Source organism: Oceanicella actignis (assembly GCF_900111545.1).
Lineage (GTDB): Bacteria > Pseudomonadota > Alphaproteobacteria > Rhodobacterales > Rhodobacteraceae > Oceanicella > Oceanicella actignis.
The window spans coordinates 21,966-39,521 of record NZ_FOHL01000011.1; the positions used below are offsets into that span (position 1 = coordinate 21,966).

Here is a 17,556-nt window from a genome sequence, read left to right on the forward strand (position 1 = left end):
ATGGCCAATCCTGCGCGCGGCGAGGTCGAGATCGTTCTGGACGGGCGCCCGCACGTCATGCGCCTGACGCTGGGCGCGCTGGCCGAGCTGGAGGCGGCGCTGGGCGCCGAGGGGCTGGTGGGGCTGGCGCGCCGCTTCGAGGAGGGCAGCTTCTCGGCCGCCGATCTGCTGCGTCTGATCGGCGCGGGGCTGCGCGGCGCGGGCGCGTCCATCAGCGACCAGGAGCTGGGCGCGATGCGCATCGAGGGCGGCGTGCACGGCGCGGCGCGCGCGGCGGCGCGGCTGCTCGAGGCGACCTTCGCGCCGCTGGAGGAGATGGGATGAGCGCCGGCGCCGGGTCCCGGGTGGACTGGGCGGGGCTGATGCGCCTGGGGCTGGGCGAGCTGCGCCTGGCGCCCGAGGCGTTCTGGTCGATGACCCCGCGCGAGCTGGAAGCGGCGGCGGCCCCGTGGCGGCGGCGCTTTGCGCGGCCGATGAGCCGCGAGGCGCTCGAGCGGCTGCGCGCGCGTTTTCCGGACGCGGCGCCGGGTGAGAAGCAGGAGTGAGCATGGGCGATTTCGAGGATCTGCGGGGGGCGGCCGAGGGCGCCTCGACCTTCCGCGAGGAGATGCGGCGGGTGCGCGCCGAGATGCGCGCCTCGAGCGAGCAGGCGCGCAGCCTGTCGAGCACCCTCGGCGGCTCGCTGCGCGGCGCGTTCGATCGGCTGATGTTCGGCGGGGCGCAGGCTTCGGACGTGCTGCGTCAGCTGGGGCGCGATCTGGCCGGACGGGTGTTCGACTCGGCGGTGCGTCCGGTGCAGGGGGCGGTGGCCGACGGCATCGGCGGCGCGCTGACCAAGGGGTTGGGCGGCCTGCTGGGCGGGATGAGCCTGTTCGCCGACGGCGGTGCGTTCTCGGCCGGGCGGGTGAGGGCCTTTGCCGGCGGGGGCGTGGTCGAGGGGCCGACCATGTTCCCCATGCGCGGCGGGACCGGGCTGATGGGCGAGGCGGGGCCCGAGGCGATCCTGCCGCTGCGCCGCGGCGCCGACGGGCGGCTGGGCGTGGCGGCGGCGGGCGGCGGAGGCGGCGCGCGGGTGACGGTCAACATCACCACGCAGGACGCCGAAAGCTTCCGCCGCTCGCGCGCGCAGGTGGCCGCGCAGATCGCCCGCGCGGTGCGCGCGGGTCAGAGGCATCAGTGAGCCGCGCGCGCCGCGGCAGGACGAGGAGGGCCCGATGAGCTTTCATGAGGTGCGGTTCCCGACGCGGCTGTCGGTCGGGTCCACGGGCGGTCCCGAGCGGCGGACCGAGATCGTGACGCTGGCCAACGGCCACGAGCAGCGCAACGCCGCCTGGGCGCATTCGCGCCGGCGCTACGATGCGGGCATGGGGCTGAGCTCGCTGGACGATCTGCACGAGGTGCTGGCCTTCTTCGAGGCGCGCATGGGGCCGCTGCATGGCTTCCGGTGGAAGGACTGGATCGACTGGAAGTCCTGCGCCCCCTCGGCCGCGCCCGCGCCCACCGACCAGACGCTGGGGGTGGGCGACGGGGCGGCGGTCTCGTTCCAGCTGACCAAGAGCTACGCCTCGGACGCGCAGACCTATGTGCGCCCGATCCGCAAGCCCGTGGCCGGCACGGTGCGCGTGGCGGTGGACGGGATCGAGCGGACGGACGTCTCGGTCGATCCGACCACGGGCGTGGTCACCTTCGCCTCGCCCCCCGCCCCCGGCGCGCTGGTGACGGCGGGGTTCGAGTTCGACGTGCCGGTGCGCTTCGACACCGAGCGCATCGAGATCAGCCTGACGGCGATGGAGGCGGGCGAGATCCCCTCGATCCCGGTTGTGGAGGTGCGTGTCTGATGCGCGAGCTGACGCCTGCCATCGACGCCGCGCTGGAAAGCGGCGTCACGACGCTGTGCCGGTGCTGGGCCATCGAGCGGCGCGACGGGGTCGTGCTGGGGTTCACCGATCACGACCTGCCGCTGTCCTTCGAGGGCATCGACTTCGCGCCCGAGACGGGCTTCACGCGCACCGAGCTCGAGCGCAGCCTGGGGCTGAGCGTGGACAACATGGAGGCGACGGGCGCGCTGCGCTCGGACGCCATCACCGAAGAGGACATCGCGCTGGGCCTTTACGACGGCGCGCGCGTCACGCAGTGGCTGGTGGACTGGACCGCGCCCGAGAACCGCATGGTCGCCTTCGCCGGCCGCGTGGGCGAGATCCGGCGCGGCGCCCAGGCCTTCGAGGTCGAGTTCACCGGGCTGTCCGATGCGCTCAACCGGCCGATGGGGCGGGTCTATCTGCGCTCGTGCGACGCCGAGCTGGGCGATGCGCGCTGCGGCGTGACGCTGACGGCGGCGGCCGGCTCGGTGCTTGCGGTCCTTGACGGGCGGCGGCTGCGCGTCGCCGGCTTCGAGGATGCGGAGGCCCATCCCGAGGGCTGGTATGCGCTGGGCCGCCTGGTCTGGCGGACCGGGGCGAATGCGGGCCGGACCGAGTCGGTTCTGGGCTTTGCGCGGCGCTCGGGCGGGGTCGAGATCGAGCTGTGGAAGGCGCCGGCGGCCGCGCCCTCGGCGGGCGATGCGTTCGACCTTTATCCCGGCTGCGACAAGAGCGCGGCGACCTGCCGCGACAAGTTCGCCAATCTGACGCGCTTTCGCGGCTTTCCGCACATGCCCGGCGAGGACTGGGCGGCGGGCTATCCGGGCTCGGAGGAAGATCATGACGGCGGATCCCTGTTTCGTTGACGCGCGCGCCGCGGCCATCGTCGCCGCGGCGCGCGGCTGGCTGGGCACGCCCTATCGCCATCAGGCCAGCCTGCGCGGGGCGGGGGCCGATTGCCTGGGTCTGGTGCGCGGCGTCTGGCGCGAGGTGATCGGCCCCGAGCCCGAGGCGCCGCCGCCCTACAGCCCCGACTGGTCCGAGCCCAGCCGCGACGAGCGGCTGTGGCGCGCGGCGGCGCGGCACATGACGCCGCTTGCGCCCGAAGAGGCGCGGGCGGGCGACGTTCTGCTGTTCCGGATGCGGCGCACGGCGCCGGCCAAGCATCTGGGCATTCTGACCTGCATGGGCGGCGAGGGCGAGCCGCGCATGATCCACGCCTACAGCGGCCGCGGCGTGGTGGAATCGTCGCTGGGGCCATCCTGGCGGCGGCGCATCGCGGCGGCTTTCCGGTTTCCGAGGTAAGCACATGGCGACATTGGTTCTGGCCGCGGCGGGCGCGGCGCTGGGCGGCGCCGCGGGCGGCGCGGTTCTTGGCGTGGGCGCGGCGACGATCGGGCAGGCTGCGGGCGCGATCGTCGGCGGGCTGATCGACCAGAAGGTTCTGGGCTCGGGGTCCGAGGCGGTGGCGCGGGGCAAGGCCTCGACGCTGCGGATCCAGACCTCGCAGGAGGGCGCGCCGATCCCGCGCGTTCAGGGCCGCATGCGCGTGGCGGGGCAGGTCATCTGGTCCACCCGCTTCAAGGAGCACGTCGCCCGGCGCGGCGGCGGCAAGGGCGGCGGGCCGACGGTCAGCGAATACAGCTACACCATCAGCTTCGCCGTCGCGCTGTGCGAAGGCCCCATCGAGCGCATCGGCCGGGTCTGGGCCGACGGCAAGCCGCTGGACATGGAGGCGATCTCCTGGCGGCTGCACAAGGGCGACGAGAGCCAGGGCCCGGACCCGCTGATCGAGGCGGTCGAGGGCGAGGCCCCCGCCTATCGCGGCGTCGCCTATCTGGTGTTCGAGGACCTGCCCGTGGGTTCCTTCGGCAACCGCATGCCGCAGATCAACGTCGAGGTGTTCCGCCAGCCGCGCCCCGGGGCGGTGCCGACCGGCGAGGACGGCCTGCCGCTGCGCGAGGTGGTGCGGGCGGTGGCCATGTCGCCGGGCACGGGCGAGTTCGTCTACGACACCATCCCCGTGCGCGAGATCCGCGACGAGGGCGACGAGCGCTACGTGAACGTGAACACCTCGTCGGGCAAGGCGGATGCGCTGGTCTCGCTCGATCAGCTCGAGACCGAGCTGCCCGCCTGCCGTTCGGTGTCGCTGGTCGTGAGCTGGTTCGGCACGGATCTGCGCGCCGAGCAGTGCGAGCTGCGCCCGGGCGTCGAGAACGCCGAGGCCGAAACCGCGCCCGAGCCCTGGTCGGCGGGCGGGACCGACCGCGCCGGCGCGCATCTGATCGGGCGCGACGCGCAGGGCCGGCCCGTGTTCGGCGGCACGCCCTCGGACGCCTCGGTGGTGCGCTTCATCCGCGAGATGAAGGCGCGCGGGCTGCGGGTGATGTTCTACCCCTTCATCCTGATGGACATTCCCGCGGGCAACGGGCTGACCGACCCGTGGAATCCGTCGCAGGAGCAGCCCGCCTATCCCTGGCGCGGGCGCATCACCACCAACCGCGCGCCCGACGTGCCGGGCACGACCGACATGACGCCCTTCGCCGAGGTCGAGGCGCAGGCCTTCTTCGGCGACGCCGAGCCCGAGGATTTCGAGCTGTCGGGCGATCGGGTGATCTATTCGGGGCCCGACGAATGGCGCATGCGCCGCTTCATCTTGCACTATGCGCATCTGTGCAAGGCGGCGGGCGGGGTGGATGCGTTCTGCATCGGCTCGGAGCTGCGTTCGCTGACGCAGATCCGCTCGGGCCGCGAGAGCTACCCCGCCGTCGAGGAGCTGCGCCGCCTTGCGCGCGACGTGCGCGCGGTGCTGGGCCCGCAGACGAAGATCGGCTACGCTGCGGACTGGTCCGAGTATTTCGGCCATCAGCCCTCGAACGGCGACCGCATCTTCCACCTCGACCCGCTCTGGGCCGACGAGGCGATCGACTTCGTGGGCGTCGACTACTACATGCCCCTCACCGACTGGCGCGACGGCGAGGATCATCTCGACGCGCGCGAGGCGCGCTCGATCTACGACCTCGACTATCTTAGCAGCCGCTTCGCCGCGGGCGAGGGGTATGAGTGGTATTACGCCTCGGAGGCGGACCGCGACGCGCAGATCCGCACGCCGATCGTCGACGGCGCCCATGGCGAGGACTGGATCTGGCGGCCCAAGGACCTGCTCAGCTGGTGGTCGAAGGCGCATCGCAACCGCGTCGACGGCGTGCGCTCGGCGGCGCGCACGCCCTGGCGGCCGCGCATGAAGCCGATCTGGCTGACCGAGATCGGCTGTCCGGCCGTGGACAAGGGCACGAACCAGCCCAACGTGTTCGTGGACCCGAAATCCTCGGAGAACGCGCTGCCGCGCTACTCGAAGGGCACGCGCGACGACCTGATCCAGCGGCGCATGCTGCAGGCGGCGGCGCGCCATTGGTCCGACCCGGCGAACAACCCGGTCTCGGACGTGTATGGCGGGCCGATGCTCGACCTCGACAACGTCTATGTCTGGACGTGGGACGCACGGCCCTGGCCCGAATTCCCGTCCCGCTCGGACATCTGGTCGGACGGCGCCAATCACGAGCTCGGCCACTGGCTGGACGGGCGCACGGCGGGCGCCTCGCTGGCCGAGGTCGTGGCCGAGATCTGCGACCGCGCGGGGGTGACCGAGGCCGACGCCTCGGAGCTGCACGCGATCGTGGACGGCTTCGTGCAGGAGCGCACCGCCAGCGCGCGCGAGGCGCTTCAGTCGCTGATGCTGGCCTATGCCTTCGACGCCTACGAGACGGGCGGGCGGCTGCGCTTCGTGATGCGGGGCGGCGCGCCGCGCGCCGAGCTGGCTTCGGGCGATCTGGTCGAGGACCCCTCGGGCGGCGCGCCGTTCGAGCTGGTCCGCGCGCCCGAGGGCGAGGCGCTGCGCGACGTGCGCATCGGCTATCTTCGCGGCGACGCCGACTACCTGGCGGGCGCCGAGGAGATCCGCTCGCCCGAGAGCGGGGCGCTCGGGGTGCAGGGCTCGGAGCTGCCGCTGGCGCTGACGCGGGCGACGGCGCGGCGCATCGCCGAGCGCTGGGCGCTCGAGACGGCGGCTGGGCGCGAGACGGCGCGCTTTTCGCTGCCGCCTTCGCGCCTTGCGCTCGAGCCCGGCGACGTGGTGCGGCTGCTGGACGCGGGCGGGGCCGAGTATCGCATCGAGCGCATCGCCGACGGCGTGGCGCGGCGCATCGAGGCCACGCGCGTGGACGGCGCGCTTTATGCGCTGGGGGCGCGGCCGGTGTCTTCGGACCCCGGCGCGCCGCTGCCCGGAAGCGACGCGCCCACGCCGCCGGCCTTCCGGCTGCTGGACGTGCCCTTCGCGCGCTTCGGCGGGTCCGAGACCGAGGCGTATCTGGCGGCCTGGTCGGCCAACTGGCCCGGCTCGGTCAGCATCTACGCCTCGGACCGCGACGAGGGCTACGCCTTCGCCGCGCGGCTGCGCCGGCCTTCGACGGTGGCGCGGCTCGTGGACCCGCTTCCCGCCTCGCAGCCCTGGCGCTGGAGCCGGGGGGGGCGCGTGCGGGTGAAGATGCTGTCGGGCGAGCTGCTGTCGGCCGACGAGCTGGCGGTGTTCAACGGCGCCAATCTGGCGGCGCTGGCGGCCGCCGACGGGCAGTGGGAGCTGCTTCAGTTCCGCGAGGCGGCGCTGGTCGGTCCTGGGGAATACGAGCTCTCGGGCTTTCTGCGCGGGCTTGGCGGCACCGAGGCGCTGATCGGCGATCCGGCCCCGGCGGGGGCGGTGCTGGTGATGCTGGGCGAGCAGCTGGCGGCGTTCGAGGCGCCGCGCGGGCTCGAGCGGCATTACCGCATCGGCCCGAGCGGGCGGGACCTGAACGACGACAGCTTCCAGCACGCCGTGTGGACGCACCAGGCCACGGGGCTGCGGCCCTGGGCGCCGGCGCATCTGCGCGCCGAGCTGACGGCGGGCGGAGACGTGGCGCTGAGCTGGGTGCGGCGCTCGCGCCGCGACATCGACGCCTGGTCCGACGGCGAGACGCCGCTGGACGAGGCGTTCGAGCGCTACCGGGTGCGGGTCTACGCGCCCGGCGGCGCCGTGGCGCGCGAGGTCGAGGCCGACGGCCCCGGCTTCGTCTACGACGTCGCCATGCAGGCGGCGGACGGCTTCGGGGGCGGCCTTGCCGGGGTGAGCTTCGGCGTGGCGCAGATCTCGGAAGCCTTTGGTCCTGGAATCGAAGGAAAGGCGACGCTCAGTGGTTGAGACGGCAAATCTCTCGTTGCCGCTTCTGGCCGCCGGTCAGGCGCAGAAGCACGTCACGGTGAACGAGGCGCTGACGCGCCTCGATTCGCTTTTCATGCTGGCGGTGGAAAGCCGCGCGGTCATGTCCCCGCCGGCGGGGGCGGCCGAGGGCGACCGCTACATCGTGCCGGCCGGCGCCTCGGGCGACTGGGCGGGGCGGGACGGCGACATCGCCGTCTTCGTCAATGGCGGCTGGGATTTCGTCACCCCGAGGACGGGCTGGCGGGCCTTCGTCGCCGACGAGGGGCTGGACGCGGTGTTCGCCTGGGGCGTGTGGTCGGTTCCGGCGGCGGCGGCCGGCGGCGCGCAGATGAGCGTGCTGCAATTCGATCACGCCATCGCGCCGGGCGGGGCGCAGGATACGGCGGGGCTGATCCCGGCGGGCGCGATCGTGATGGGCGTGACCGCGCGTGTGATCGGGGCCATCGGCGGCGTCACGGGCTGGTCGCTGGGCGTGGCCGGGGCGCCGACGCGCTATGGCGCGGGGCTGCCGACGGCGCTCAACGCCGCCGCGGCGGCGGGCTGCGGCGGGCCGCTGGCCTATCCGCAGGCGACGCCGCTGCGCCTGACGCCCGAGGGCGGCGACTTCGCCGGCGGGCAGCTGCGCATCGCCATCCACCACCTGACGCTGACGGTCCCCGATGCGGTGTGAGGCGCGCGCGAGCGGCGGAGCGGCGCCATGACGCTTGCGGCGCTGGGGGCGGCGGCGCTGGACGCGCTGCTGGCGGCCTGCGTGCTGAGCACCGCGGCCTCGATCATCGTGGCGGCCACGCCGACGCCGCGCGACGACGGCCCGGCGGGGCGGCTCTATCGCTGGCTCGAGGTGCTGGCCTTCAATTTCGGCCATGCCGGCGCGCCGCCGCCGAACCGGGTCGGGGGGCGCTTTCGCCCGGACTGACGCGCGGGCTCGTGAAGGGGGCGGGGGCGGGTTTCGCTTGAACTCGCCCCCGAAAGCGCGATGTTGTGACATGAGTCCATTCGCCGGAGCCGCTCATGACCACCGCATCGCGCACGCGCGCCGCCGTCGCCAAGATCGACCCGATTTGGGAGCGCATCCGCGCCGAGGCAGAGGAGATCGCGCGCAACGAACCGCTTCTGGGCAGCCTTGTGCACGCCGTGGTCCTGCATCACGACTCGCTCGAGGGCGCGCTCAGCTACCGCATCTCGCAAAAGCTGGAATCGCCCGAGATGCCGGCGCTGCTGCTGCGCGAGATCGCGGACGAGGTGCTTGCCCGCGACGAGGGCGTGCGCGAGGCCGTGCGCGCCGACATCCTTGCGGTCTACGAGCGCGACCCGGCCTGCCACCGTCATGTGCAGCCGCTGTTGTTCTTCAAGGGCTACCTGGCGCTGCAGGCCTATCGGATCGCGGCGCATCTGTGGCGCGCGGGGCGGCGCGACATGGCCTATCACCTGCAGATGCGCACCTCGGAGCAGTTCGGGGTCGACATTCACCCGGGCGCGCGCATCGGCAAGGGAATCATGATCGACCATGCGCACTCCATCGTCATCGGCGAAACGGCGGTGGTGGGCGACGACTGCTCGATGCTGCATTCGGTGACGCTGGGCGGCACGGGCAAGGAGGACGGCGACCGGCACCCGAAGGTGGGCCGGGGCGTGCTGATCGGCGCCGGGGCGAAGGTTCTGGGCAACATCCGCATCGGCGATTGCAGCCGCATCGCCGCCGGCTCGGTGGTGCTCAAGGACGTGCCGCCGTGCAAGACGGTGGCGGGCGTGCCGGCGCAGGTCATCGGCGACGCCGGCTGCGAACAGCCGGCGCGCAGCATGAACCAGCAGGTCTGACGGCGCCGGTCAGAGCAGGAAGTCGCCCGCGTCGAGGGCCGGCTTGCCGTTGAGGATGATCGCCAGATCCGCCGCGCCGTCGCCGTCGACGTCGCCCTGCACATGGGTCTTGCCGCCGGCGTTGAAGATGATGAGCTCGCCCGCCGCGCCGGTGAACTTGGTCCCGGCCAGGGCGAAGGCCTGATCGCCCGCGGCGCCGAGGTCGGCGTCGATGCCGCCGAGGTCGATCTTGTCGGGTCCGTCGCCGAAATCCTGGATCACGTCGGCCGCCCCGGGCGCGCTGTCCTCGACCTTTTCGAAGACGAACACGTCGGCGCCGGCGCCGCCGCGCAGCTTGTCGGCGTCTCGGCCGCCGATCAATCTGTCGGCGCCGCGGCCGCCCGTCAGCGTGTCGGCGCCCCGGTCGCCGATCAGCGTGTCGCGCCCGTCATTGCCGATCAGCAGGTCGTCGCCGACGCCGCCATCGACCGTTTCGTCGGCGGCCAGGCCCCGGAACACGTCGTCGACGCCGAAGGCCTTGCCGTCGATGACCGAGTATCCCTGCGAGAAGTTGAAGGCCTCGAGACCATGAAAGCGCGACCCCTCGGCCGCGCCGGCGTTCTTGGACTGGTTGGCGAGGTTGATGATCCAGCCTTCCTTCTCGATGTCGAGCGCGCCGAGATTCACGGTGTCGAAGCCGGCGCCGCCGCGCAGGACGTAGGTCGATCCGGGCTGAACGGTGATCTCGTCGTCGCCATGCCCGCCATGGACCATGGCGTCGCCTTCGCCAAGCTGAATGCTGTCGTTGCCGCGGCCGCCATAGATGCGGTCGTCGCCGCCGCCGCTCGAGATGGTGTCGTCTCCGGCATAGCCGCGAATGATGTTGGCGCCGGCATTGCCGCTGATGTCGTCCGCGTTGTTCGAGCCAAGACCCTTGATGTCGTCGGTTCCCATCAGAAAGAGGCGTTCGATGCTGGACGACGTGATGCGGAAGCTGACGCTTGAAAAGACGGAGTCTTCGCCTGCGCCGCCGGAGATCGCGGCGCCGCTTTGGTAGATCTCGAAGACGTCGTTTCCGTCGCCGCCGTAGATCTCCGTGCGTTGCGAGAAGCCCTTGTTGGGCTCGATCGTGCCGCCGGCGTAGACGAAAAGGTCGTCGCCGGCGCCCAGAAACACGTTGCCGAGCAGCGTGCCGTCCAGCATGTGAAACGCGTCGTTGCCGCCGCCCAGATTCACACGGCCGCGGATGTCGCCCGAATTGGTCACGATCTGCGACGCGTCGTCGCCGCTGACCACGTCGCTCTGCCGGAACAGGAAATCGGGCGTTTCGATCACGCCCGTGTTGTCCAGAACCGCCCGCCCGGTCATCTCGACGGCGGTTTCGCCGCCGCTGATCACGCCCGAGTTGACGACCTGGCCGAAGCCGGCTCCGTAGAGGTCGTTGGGCCCCGCGACGACGACGCCGACCGGGGCGTTGATGACGCCTGAATTGCCGAGAACGGCCACGCCATGCATCTCGACGGCGGTCTGACCCGCCGAGATCGTGCCCGTGTTGACGATCTGGCCGGCCTTGCTCATCGCATCAAGGTTGCCCGCCTCGACCACCACCCCGCGCCAGGCGCTGATGAGGCCCGAATTCTCGACCCTCAGATAGCCGGTCGCGGAAGGGTCCTGGACGATGACGCCGATGGCGTCGTCGATCGCGGCGGAGCCGGTGCTGATCGTTCCGACGTTGACGACCGTGGCGCCCCATCCCTCGAGCCAGACGCCCTTGCCGGCGACGATCTGGCCCTCGTTGATCACCGAGCCGCCCTGATCCCCGTCATTCTGGACCAGCAGGTAGACGCCCGTGGATGGGCGCGCGGCGCGGATCGAGCCCTCGGACCCGATCTCGACCGAGTTGCGGGGGCCCGCATTCGCGGCCACGCCCGCCGAGGTGGTGACGAGGTCGCCCTCGATCACGACCCGGGCGTTCGATACGCCGCTCTCGATCAGGAAGCCGTATGAATTCGCGTAAAGGCCGCTTCCCTGGGTCAGCACCCATGCGTCGGTGGAGCCGGCGACATTGACGCTGCTGGTCGAATTTCCTGAAATGAAGTTGACGGCCATAATATTTCCCCCTTGAGCCTCGCCGCGCCGGGTCTGCGCGAACCAAGTTGGTCCATTTTTCCTGTCAGCGACGCAGCGGCAATTTCGTTTTTCGTTCATCATTGCGCCCGAAAAAGGGCCGCCGGGCGATGCGCCGGCGGCCCTTGAAGGCGTTTGGGTGGCGTGGCGGGCGGCGCTCAGGCCAGAAGGGTCATCGGGTTTTCGAGGTTCTCCTTGATCGCGGCCAGGAAGCGCGCGCCAAGCGCCCCGTCGATGACGCGATGATCGACCGACAGCGTCACGCGCATCACCGTGGCCGGGACGATCTGGTCGCCCTTGACGACGGGTTTGCGCACGCCCGCGCCCACGGCCAGGATCGAGGCGTGGGGCGGGTTGATGACGGCGTCGAAATCGTCGATGCCGAACATGCCCAGATTCGAGATCGCGAAGCTGCCGCCCTGATACTCGGCGGGGGCGAGCTTGCGCGCGCGGGCGCGCTCGGCCAGGTCGCGCATCTCTTCCGACAGGGCCGAGATGGACTTGGCGTCGGCGCCGCGCAGCACGGGGGTGAAGAGCCCGCCCTCGACCGCCACCGCCACGGCGACGTCGGCGCGGCTGAACTTCAGGATCCGGTCGCCCGCCCAGACCGCGTTGCAGTCGGGCACCTGGCGCAGCGCCAGCGCGCAGGCCTTGATGATGAAGTCGTTGACCGAGAGCTTCACCCCGCGCGGCTCGAGCGCCTTGTTGAGCTGGGCGCGGAATTCGAGCAGCGCGTCCAGCTCGATGTCGCGGCGCAGGTAGAAATGGGGGATGGTGCTCTTGGCTTCGGACAGGCGCGCGGCGATGGTGCGGCGCATGCCGTCGAGCGAGACCTCCTCGAAGGGCGCGTCGGCGTAAAGCTTGCGCACGTCCTGGGCCTCGGCGCCCTTGGCGGGCTGGGCGGGGGCCTGCGTCTGCGCCGGCGCGGCGGGGGCGGGCTTGGCCGGGGCGCGCGCGGCGGCCTCGACGTCGGCGCGCACGATGCGCCCGTGCGGCCCGCTGCCCTTGATCGCGGCCAGATCGACGCCCAGCTCGCGGGCAAGGCGCCGGGCGAGGGGCGAGGCGAAGATCCGCCCGCCTCCGGCCGCCGCCGGCGCGGGCGCCGCGGTCTGCGGCTGGGCGGGGGCGGCCTGATCGGCCCCGGCGGGGGCGGCCCCGACCTCTGCCTTGGCCTCCGCCTTGGCCGGAGCGGCCGCGGGGGCTTCCTGGGCGCCGGCGGCGGCCTCGGCCGGGTCTTCGCCCTCTTCGGCGAGGATGGCGATGGGCTCGTTGACCTTCACCCCCTCGGTTCCCTCGGGGATGAGGATGCGGGCGATGACGCCCTCGTCGACCGCCTCGAACTCCATGGTCGCCTTGTCGGTCTCGATTTCGGCGATGACGTCGCCGGCCGAGACCTTGTCGCCCTCCTTGACGTGCCACTTGGCGAGGGTGCCTTCCTCCATGGTCGGCGAGAGGGCGGGCATCAGGATCTGGATGGCCATGGTCGCCTCCTCAGCGGTAGCAGACGGATTTGCAGGCGGCGACGACCTCGTCGGTCGTGACCAGGGCGAGGCGCTCGAGATTGGCGGCGTAGGGCATGGGCACGTCCTTGCCGGTGCATGAGAGCACGGGCGCGTCGAGCCAGTCGAACGCCTCGCGCGAGATGGTCGCGGCCAGGTGATCGCTGATCGAGCACACGGGCCAGCCCTCTTCGACCGTGACGCAGCGGTTGGTCTTGCGCACGCTCTCGAGCACGGTCGGCATGTCCATCGGACGCAGGGTGCGCAGGTCGATGACCTCGGCCGAGATGCCCTCGTCGGCCAGGCGTTCGGCCGCCTCGAGGGCGTAGGTCATGCCGATGCCGAAGCTGACGATGGTCACGTCCTCTCCCTCGCGCCAGATGCGCGCCTTGCCGAAGGGGATGGTCAGATCGTCCACCTGCGGCACCTCGAACGAGCGGCCGTAGAGGATCTCGTTCTCGAGGAAGATGACCGGGTTGGGGTCGCGGATGGCGGTCTTGAGCAGCCCCTTCGCGTCGGCCGCCGAATAGGGCATGACGACCTTGAGGCCGGGCACATGCGCATACCAGGCGGCGTAGTCCTGGCTGTGCTGGGCGGCGACGCGGGCCGCGGCGCCGTTGGGGCCGCGGAAGACGATGGGGCAGTTCATCTGCCCGCCGGACATGTAGAGCGTCTTGGCCGCCGAGTTGATGATCTGGTCGATCGCCTGCATGGCGAAGTTGAAGGTCATGAACTCGACGATGGGGCGCAGGCCGGCGAAGGCGGCGCCGACGCCGAGGCCCGTGAAGCCGTGCTCGGTGATGGGGGTGTCGATGACGCGGCGCGCGCCGAACTCGTCGAGCAGGCCCTGGCTGACCTTGTAGGCGCCCTGGTATTCGCCCACTTCCTCGCCCATGAGGAAGACGCTTTCGTCGCGGCGCATCTCTTCGGCCATGGCGTCGCGCAGGGCCTCGCGCACGGTCTGCTTCTTCATCGGGGCGTCGGCGGGCCAGTCGGGGGCGCGCTCGGCCGCCCGGGGCGCGGCCGGGGGCTGCGCGGCGGAGGGCTGCGCGGCGGGTTCGGCGGGCGCCTGCGCCGCGGCGGTCTCGGCGGCGGGGGCCTCGGCCGCGGGGGCCTCGGCGCCGGCGGCGGCCTCGGCCGCGTCTTCGCCCTCTTCGGCGAGGATGGCGATGGGCTCGTTGACCTTCACCCCCTCGGTCCCCTCGGGCACGAGGATTCGGGCGACGACGCCCTCGTCGACGGCTTCGAACTCCATGGTCGCCTTGTCGGTCTCGATCTCGGCGATGACGTCGCCGGCCGAGACCTTGTCGCCCTCCTTGACGTGCCACTTGGCGAGGGTGCCTTCCTCCATGGTCGGCGAGAGGGCGGGCATCAGGATCTGGATGGCCATGCTGCGCTCTCCCTTCAGGCGTAAATGTCGGTCCAGAGCTCGGAGACGTCCGGCTCGGGGCTTTCCTGGGCGAAGCGCGCGGCTTCGTTGACGATGGCGCGGATCTCCTTGTCGATGGCCTTGATGTCGTCCTCGGAGGCCATGCCGGCCTTCACCAGCAGATCGCGCACATGGTCGATGGGGTCGCGGGTCTCGCGCACTTTCTGGACCTCTTCGCGGGTGCGGTACTTGGCCGGGTCCGACATGGAGTGGCCGCGATAGCGGTAGGTGTTCATTTCCAGGATGTAGGGGCCCTTGCCGGCGCGGCAGTGCGCGGCGGCCTTGCGCGCGGCGTCGCGCACGGCCAGCACGTCCATGCCGTCGACCGCCTCGCCGGGAATGGCGAAGGCCTCGCCGCGGGTGTAGAGCGCGGGGGTGGACGAGGCGCGGTCAAGCCGCGTGCCCATGGCGTACTGGTTGTTCTCGATGATGAAGATGCAGGGCAGCTTCCACAGGCTGGCCATGTTCATGGCCTCGTAGATCTGGCCCTGGTTGGCGGCGCCGTCGCCGTAATAGGTGAAGCTGACGTTGTCGTTTCCGCGGTAGCGGTTGGCGAAGGCGAGCCCGGCGCCGATGGGCACCTGCGCGCCGACGATGCCGTGCCCGCCGTAGAAGTTCTTCTCGCGCGAGAACATGTGCATCGAGCCGCCCTTGCCCTTGGAATAGCCCGTGGCGCGGCCGGTCAGCTCGGCCATCACGCCCTTGGGGTCCATGCCGCAGGCCAGCATGTGGCCGTGGTCGCGATACGAGGTGATGCGCTGGTCGCCTTCCTTGGCGGCCGCCTCGGCGCCGACCACGACGGCCTCCTGCCCGATGTAGAGATGGCAGAAGCCGCCGATCAGCCCCATGCCGTAGAGCTGGCCGGCCTTTTCCTCGAAGCGGCGGATGAGCAGCATGTCGCGGTAGTAGCGCAGCAGCTCGTCCTTGTCGGCGTCGGGCTTGGCGGGCGCCTTTCCGGCGGCGCTGGTCTTGGCGGGCGCTTTGGCGCCGGCGCGTCTGGCGGTGGCCATTCGGTGTCCTCCTCGACCGCTTGAGCGGTTCGTCGACCGTTGAACTTTCGTAGCACTCTAGAGCCGCCGTGCGGGAAAATCACGCGCCTATCGCAACGTCAGCCCTGCGGCGGGCGCATGGCCGGTTTGCGCGCAGCCGGCCGGAGCGCGCCGGGCGCGCCGGTTCCCGCGCCCCTCGTGCGATGGTGGGCGGCGTGGGGGTGAGGCGGGCGGCGTGGGGGTGAGGCGGGCGGCGCATGCAATTCAGCGCTTGGTCGCATGAAGATGGCGCACGCGCCCGGCCCAGATGCGTCAAGCGCGCGCTCGGCGCACGACAACGACGCGCGCGCTCAGCGCACGACGATCTCGTCGGGGCGGATGTAGCCGAGGGTCTTGCGCGCGCGCTCGTCCAGAAGGTCGAGGTCGAGGCTGCGTTCCGACAGGCGCTCGGTCAGGTTCTGCATGCGCGCGCGCTCCTGGCGCAGCATTTCGAGCTCGGCGCGCAGCCGCGCCTCCTGCGCCTCGAGCCGCATGCGCGCCAGAATGCCGGTGTCGCCCTGAATCGCGGCGTGGGCGAAATAGACGGCGGCCCCGAGGATGGCCAGGCAGAACAGCGCGGCGGCGGCGGCGCGGGGCGTTGCGACGGCGTCGGGCATGGGCGTGCGACCTCGGTTCGGCGGCTGCTGCCGGCTTGCGCGCGCCACGTTTGCGGCGCGTTTGAGGAAAATCGCACGAAAACGCGGCCCCGCCAAGGGGCCGCGCATGGGCTTGTCGCCGCCTCGGCTCAGCCGCGGCCGCGGATGAACGAGCCGCCGGCATAGACGGCGGCCTCGCCCAGCTCCTCTTCGATGCGGATGAGCTGGTTGTATTTGGCCAGCCGGTCCGAACGCGCCAGCGAGCCGGTCTTGATCTGCCCGCAGTTGAGCGCGACGGCGAGGTCGGCGATGGTCGCGTCCTCGGTCTCGCCCGAGCGGTGGGACATGACCGAGGCATAGCCGGCGCGGTGGGCGATCTCGACCGCCTCGATGGTTTCGGACAGCGTGCCGATCTGGTTGACCTTCACCAGCAGCGCGTTCGCGCAGCCCTGGGCGATGCCGTCGCGCAGCCGCGCGGGGTTGGTGACGAACAGATCGTCGCCGACCAGCTGGCACTTGCCCCCCAGCTGCTCGGTCAGGATGCGCCAGCCCTCCCAGTCGTCCTCGGCCATGCCGTCCTCGATCGAGACGATGGGATAGTCGGCGACGAGCGCGGCCAGATAGTCGGCCATCTCGGCCGAGCTCAGGGTCTTGCCCTCGCCCTCGAGCCGATAGGCGCCCTCGACGTGGAATTCGGTCGAGGCGGCGTCGAGCGCCAGATGCACGTCCTTGCCGGGGGCGTAGCCGGCCTTCTCGATCGAGGCCATGATGAAGTCGAGCGCCTGGCGCGTCGAGCCGATGTTCGGCGCGAAGCCGCCCTCGTCGCCGACCGAGGTCGCGTGCCCGGCGGCGGCCAGCTCCTTCTTGAGGGTGTGGAAGATCTCGGCCCCCATGCGCACCGCGTCGCGCATCGTCGCCGCGGCGGTGGGCATGATCATGAATTCCTGGATGTCGATCGGGTTGTCGGCGTGCTGGCCGCCGTTGATGATGTTCATCATCGGCGTGGGCATGACGCGCGCCGAGGTCCCGCCGACATAGCGGTAGAGCGGCAGGCCGACGCTTTCGGCCGCCGCGCGCGCCACGGCCAGCGAGACGCCCAGGATGGCGTTGGCGCCGAGGCGGCTCTTGTTCGGGGTTCCGTCCAGCTCGATCATCGCGCGGTCGATGGCCAGCTGCTCGGTGGCGTCCACGCCGGCCAGGGCCTCGAAGATCTCGCCGTTGACGGCGTCGACCGCCTTCTGCACGCCCTTGCCCAGATAGCGCTCGCCGCCGTCGCGCAGCTCGACGGCCTCGTGCGCGCCGGTCGAGGCGCCCGAGGGCACGGCGGCGCGGCCGAAGCTGCCGTCCTCGAGCGTGACGTCCACCTCGACGGTGGGGTTGCCGCGGCTGTCGAGGATCTCGCGTGCGGTGATGTCGATGATGGCGCTCATGCGGTGGTCTCCAGCTGGTCGGGGCGCGGATGCGGCCCCAGGGGTGGATGCGGCGGGCGTCAGCCCTTGCGCTTGATGGGGACGCCGTAAAGCTCGAGCTTGTGGCCGCGCAGCTCGTAGCCCAGACGGCGGGCGATGCGTTCCTGAAGCTCCTCGATCTCGGGATCGACGAATTCGATCACGTCGCCGGTGGTCAGGTCGATGAGGTGGTCGTGGTGTTCGCGCTCGGCGTCCTCGTAGCGGGCGCGGCCGTCGCCGAAATCGACCTTCTCGAGAATCCCGGCCTCTTCCAGCAGCTTGACGGTGCGGTAGACGGTGGCCAGCGAGATGTTGGCGTCCTCCTGCGCGGCGCGCCGGTGCAGCTCCTCGACGTCGGGATGGTCGTCGGCCTCTTGCAGAAGGCGCGCCAGCAGCCGGCGCTGGCCGGTCATGCGCAGCCCCTTGGCCTCGCAGCGTTCGATGATGCTTTCGCCGGGCATGGCGTCTCCGTCCGGGGCGAAACGGGAGGGTCGCCGGGTTGATAGCGCATCGCCGCGG

General features: G+C 71.5%; 17 protein-coding genes. 10 read left to right on the top strand and 7 right to left on the bottom strand.

Annotation, left to right across the window (positions count from 1 at the left end):
• From BMW67_RS14165 to cysE, 10 genes are all read left to right on the top strand, one after another.
• Entirely contained in the window at positions 1-324 is a 324-nt protein-coding gene (locus tag BMW67_RS14165; RefSeq protein ID WP_072748330.1) for a gene transfer agent family protein, read from the top strand.
• On the top strand, positions 321-545 hold the full coding sequence (locus BMW67_RS14170; protein WP_072748331.1) for a rcc01693 family protein: 225 nt from the start codon (positions 321-323) through the stop codon (positions 543-545). The genes BMW67_RS14165 and BMW67_RS14170 overlap by 4 nt, the downstream gene beginning before the upstream one ends.
• A 2-nt stretch (positions 546-547) precedes the next feature.
• The gene (locus BMW67_RS14175; RefSeq protein WP_072748332.1) at positions 548-1,180 is read left to right on the top strand and encodes a phage tail tape measure protein; all 633 of its coding nucleotides are present in this window, start codon (positions 548-550) and stop codon (positions 1,178-1,180) included.
• A 34-nt stretch (positions 1,181-1,214) separates the two neighbouring features.
• Positions 1,215-1,838 (top strand): DUF2460 domain-containing protein, encoded by a 624-nt coding sequence (locus tag BMW67_RS14180; RefSeq protein ID WP_072748333.1) that lies wholly within the window; start codon positions 1,215-1,217, stop codon positions 1,836-1,838.
• Positions 1,838-2,725 (top strand): DUF2163 domain-containing protein, encoded by an 888-nt coding sequence (locus BMW67_RS14185; RefSeq protein WP_072748334.1) that lies wholly within the window; start codon positions 1,838-1,840, stop codon positions 2,723-2,725. The genes BMW67_RS14180 and BMW67_RS14185 overlap by 1 nt, the downstream gene beginning before the upstream one ends.
• Positions 2,700-3,164 (top strand): NlpC/P60 family protein, encoded by a 465-nt coding sequence (locus tag BMW67_RS14190; protein WP_072748335.1) that lies wholly within the window; start codon positions 2,700-2,702, stop codon positions 3,162-3,164. The genes BMW67_RS14185 and BMW67_RS14190 overlap by 26 nt, the downstream gene beginning before the upstream one ends.
• A gap of 4 nt (positions 3,165-3,168) precedes the next feature.
• On the top strand, positions 3,169-7,092 hold the full coding sequence (locus BMW67_RS14195) for a baseplate multidomain protein megatron (protein ID WP_072748336.1): 3,924 nt from the start codon (positions 3,169-3,171) through the stop codon (positions 7,090-7,092).
• On the top strand, positions 7,085-7,783 hold the full coding sequence (locus tag BMW67_RS14200; RefSeq protein WP_072748337.1) for a DUF2793 domain-containing protein: 699 nt from the start codon (positions 7,085-7,087) through the stop codon (positions 7,781-7,783). The genes BMW67_RS14195 and BMW67_RS14200 overlap by 8 nt, the downstream gene beginning before the upstream one ends.
• Before the next feature lie 27 nt (positions 7,784-7,810).
• Complete coding sequence (locus BMW67_RS14205) at positions 7,811-8,029, top strand: hypothetical protein (protein WP_072748338.1); 219 nt, start codon at positions 7,811-7,813, stop codon at positions 8,027-8,029.
• Positions 8,030-8,124: 95 nt separating this feature from the next.
• Positions 8,125-8,931 carry a serine O-acetyltransferase gene (gene cysE / locus BMW67_RS14210; RefSeq protein WP_072748339.1) on the top strand — a complete coding sequence of 269 codons (807 nt, stop codon included), beginning with the start codon at positions 8,125-8,127 and terminating at the stop codon, positions 8,929-8,931.
• Positions 8,932-8,940: 9 nt separating this feature from the next.
• On the opposite strand, the gene BMW67_RS14215 is transcribed toward cysE, so the two are convergent.
• The 7 genes from BMW67_RS14215 to BMW67_RS14245 form a co-directional block, all read right to left on the bottom strand.
• Positions 8,941-11,019: a calcium-binding protein gene (locus BMW67_RS14215; protein ID WP_072748340.1), complete on the bottom strand. Its 2,079-nt coding sequence runs from the start codon at positions 11,017-11,019 to the stop codon at positions 8,941-8,943.
• A gap of 176 nt (positions 11,020-11,195) precedes the next feature.
• On the bottom strand, positions 11,196-12,518 hold the full coding sequence (locus BMW67_RS14220; protein ID WP_072748341.1) for a pyruvate dehydrogenase complex dihydrolipoamide acetyltransferase: 1,323 nt from the start codon (positions 12,516-12,518) through the stop codon (positions 11,196-11,198).
• 10 nt (positions 12,519-12,528) lie between these two features.
• The gene (locus BMW67_RS14225; protein WP_072748342.1) at positions 12,529-13,926 is read right to left on the bottom strand and encodes a pyruvate dehydrogenase complex E1 component subunit beta; all 1,398 of its coding nucleotides are present in this window, start codon (positions 13,924-13,926) and stop codon (positions 12,529-12,531) included.
• 14 nt (positions 13,927-13,940) lie between these two features.
• The gene (gene pdhA, locus BMW67_RS14230; protein WP_072748343.1) at positions 13,941-14,975 is read right to left on the bottom strand and encodes a pyruvate dehydrogenase (acetyl-transferring) E1 component subunit alpha; all 1,035 of its coding nucleotides are present in this window, start codon (positions 14,973-14,975) and stop codon (positions 13,941-13,943) included.
• Positions 14,976-15,304: 329 nt separating this feature from the next.
• Positions 15,305-15,610: an FtsB family cell division protein gene (locus BMW67_RS14235; RefSeq protein ID WP_072748344.1), complete on the bottom strand. Its 306-nt coding sequence runs from the start codon at positions 15,608-15,610 to the stop codon at positions 15,305-15,307.
• A gap of 128 nt (positions 15,611-15,738) precedes the next feature.
• The gene (gene eno / locus BMW67_RS14240) at positions 15,739-17,019 is read right to left on the bottom strand and encodes a phosphopyruvate hydratase (RefSeq protein WP_072748345.1); all 1,281 of its coding nucleotides are present in this window, start codon (positions 17,017-17,019) and stop codon (positions 15,739-15,741) included.
• A 59-nt stretch (positions 17,020-17,078) separates the two neighbouring features.
• On the bottom strand, positions 17,079-17,498 hold the full coding sequence (locus BMW67_RS14245) for a Fur family transcriptional regulator (protein WP_072748346.1): 420 nt from the start codon (positions 17,496-17,498) through the stop codon (positions 17,079-17,081).
• Positions 17,499-17,556 lie beyond the last annotated feature (58 nt).